Source organism: Kaarinaea lacus, assembly GCF_975902315.1.
Genome location: NZ_CDLKIE010000350.1, coordinates 1 through 2,708, shown reverse-complemented (window position 1 = coordinate 2,708; position 2,708 = coordinate 1). Strand labels below are relative to the sequence as shown.

Below are 2,708 nucleotides of genomic sequence, written 5' to 3'. Positions count from 1 at the left end.
TGATGGGCGAATTAATTGGTGCAGTTTCGGAGCAAACCAAGTTTGATTTCGATAGCAGTAATCATCGTCACCCATGGCGGGTGTTGAACCTGAATCGTGGAATTATTGCAACCCGGTCTCAGGATACAAATTTAATGGAGCTTGCCTTTGACGAACTAATCAGGAATTTTCCCGAAGATGCAGAGTTGTTTTTTAAACAAGGTATGCAACAAATGGAAGAGCTGGATTATCCGGTGCACGTTCGCGCCGTTATGTCCCGTTATTTTCAGCAATCAAAAACACGCATTTTACATTAACTTCTTAAACTGCCTTTTGTTGAGTGATCGATTCGATATACGCATTCACCAATCCCGGCGAGAATTGCATAGTGATATAATTATCTTCAAGTTCGTACGGTTTGTTGATGGTGCCTGACGGCGAATATGCCATTACTGTTTTTATAGTTACTATCGCGTCGCCGATGTTGATTTGATAGGTGCGCCCCCATTCTTCTGTGCCGCGAATAAAGCTGAATACATGCCGGGCAGACCACGCTGGAGATATTTCAAAATCCTCAAACCTGGGTACAGGCATATAACTAGCCTGAATCCAGCTCTGTGGTTGAATGTTGATGTTATTAAGCTGGTATAGACGTAACGCTTCCAGAAAAAGTTTGGCACCAAATTCTCCCAGCTTGGCATCAATAGCGCGGCCTCTCATACCAGCGCGAAGGGGAACTTCCGTTTGCAAAACAATATCACCTGCATCAATTTCGTCATTGATCAGGTGTAGGCTTGTGCCTGTTTTCATTTCACCATTCCTTAATTGCCAGAATACAGGGTATGGTCCACGGTACGCTGGCAGCATTGATGGATGGAGATTTAGACACGCTATCTTTGGAATTTGCCAGATATCTGTTGGTAGTTTGCTGGGGAAACAGGCGACGAGTATATAATCCGGCTTGTATTGTTGCACTTCGTTCTTAAATTCATCTGACGAGATGTTTTGTACATAAGAGATCGGAATATGAAATTCTAAAGCGAGTTTTTCTATAGTGCTATGGTTGGCGCTTTGTACTATGGGAATACCGCCGATGTTTTGCAATTCCGAATGTGGTTCTGTTCCAGGTATAACAACACCCACAATATTCACCCCGCGATTGAGCAATGGCTCTAACACGGCATGGGAGAACACGTCAGGCATTCCCAGAAATAGAACACGCTGTTGAGCTGGTCTGGGTAAGTTTGTTGGAGTAGCCATCTATTTCTTCTCGAAATTCAGTACCGCAGAATTAATACAGTAGCGCAAACCGGTAGGAGCAGGGCCGTCTTCAAAAACATGACCAAGATGAGCGTCACATTTTGCACAACGTGCCTCCATCCTCGTCATACCGTGTGACTGATCCGTGTGTGTTGTTACCGACTGTTCATTATATGTATTCCAGTAACTGGGCCAGCCAGTACCTGAATCAAACTTTTCGCTGGAACGGAATAGCTTTGCACCACAACATGCGCAATGGTACGTGCCCGGTGCCTTGTGTGCATAATACTGACCGGAAAAAGCCGGTTCAGTGCCTTGTTGACGAGCGATCCGGAATAACTCAGGTGAAAGCTCCTCCTGCCATTCCTGGTCTGATTTAACGACTTTGTCGCTCATACCCTGTATCCTAGATTTGCTGTGCAGTCCTGCACTGATCAATAAACTGTTGTGGTGTTATATTCTGGCTGGTTCGAATTCGGGTTACAGTTTGTGAACCAGGTTCAATTATCAAAAACGTTGGGTAGCCCAATACACCATATTTATCGGCAATTTGCCGCTCTTTTAAACCTGTTTCTGGATTAATCTTTACCGGGATCACATTTTTTAAGTACTGATCAAACTCCGGGGTGGACAGCACCTCTTCTCTTAGCTTCTTGCAACTGGCACACCAGTCAGTATGGAAAAATACTGCAATTGCTTTTTGTGAAGTTTTTTGAAGATCAAGGGCTGCCTGGAAGCCAGAGGCGTTTTCATGCCAATGCCGTAGTGTTGCATCCACAGCGAATTGCGATAATTGAATGGTAATCAGTGCTAGTGCGCCGAAAATCACAGCGATCGTTGTTAGAATTCGGGTTTTACGTGATGCCATGATTAAATTACGGAGAGCGGGTTTTCTGTCAATGAGTTGTATTTATCTTTGTTGCCATGTTAGTAGATGTTTTTCCGCTTGTGAATCAATATGTGTCGATTATCACTCTTATGGCGGGAATCAATACGGGACGTATTAATTTTGAGCTAACTAAATGAATTTGCAAGGCTTTAATATGGTTAATTATTGTTCAAGAAGTTTCGATAGCAGACGATACAAAATTTGAGGCCTTTATGGTCTATGAGTAACAGTTAGGAGTTCTGTCAAAGGCAAGCTTATCGAAAGATAAGACACGCAAAGTCACCGGTCTAAGGAGATGAACTCTATGGCAGCGGGACTATCGGAACTCTAGCAAGCAAGAAGCGCAGTATGGATCTTGCTTTGACATTCCTCAAGCTTTATCTGCAAAAGCAATCTGAGGCTATGCTCCTGACTTGTTAAAGCGGCAGTATTGTTTTTTCGAGTTATAAACAGGCGTAGCAATGCGATCAGATTCATATGATTTTTATACATTTAGTTCCAAATTTCCCACAAAACGTTCGCGCATTCGTGTTATCGAGTGGCTTATCGCAGCAGTATTTACCATTACTTTACTGATTAG

At 43.3% G+C, this 2,708-nt stretch carries 4 protein-coding genes and 1 riboswitch; of the genes, 1 reads left to right on the top strand and 3 read right to left on the bottom strand.

All coding sequences use genetic code 11. The features are described 5' to 3' along the window. Positions 1-296 (top strand): hypothetical protein (locus tag ACWVCM_RS11345; RefSeq protein ID WP_455201868.1); only part of this gene is annotated, 296 nt, incomplete at its 5' end. A gap of 4 nt (positions 297-300) precedes the next feature. Here ACWVCM_RS11345 and ACWVCM_RS11340 read toward each other — a convergent pair. From ACWVCM_RS11340 to ACWVCM_RS11330, 3 genes are read right to left on the bottom strand one after another with little or no spacing between them, the layout of a single operon-like run. After that, positions 301-1,239 (bottom strand): methionyl-tRNA formyltransferase, encoded by a 939-nt coding sequence (locus tag ACWVCM_RS11340; RefSeq protein WP_455201867.1) that lies wholly within the window; start codon positions 1,237-1,239, stop codon positions 301-303. Next, a complete protein-coding gene (msrB, locus tag ACWVCM_RS11335) occupies positions 1,240-1,635 on the bottom strand; it encodes a peptide-methionine (R)-S-oxide reductase MsrB (protein WP_455201866.1) in 396 nt (131 codons plus the stop codon). A gap of 10 nt (positions 1,636-1,645) precedes the next feature. Continuing rightward, a complete protein-coding gene (locus ACWVCM_RS11330) occupies positions 1,646-2,107 on the bottom strand; it encodes a thioredoxin family protein (protein ID WP_455201865.1) in 462 nt (153 codons plus the stop codon). A gap of 258 nt (positions 2,108-2,365) precedes the next feature. Next, positions 2,366-2,452, top strand: a riboswitch (cyclic di-GMP riboswitch). Positions 2,453-2,708 lie beyond the last annotated feature (256 nt).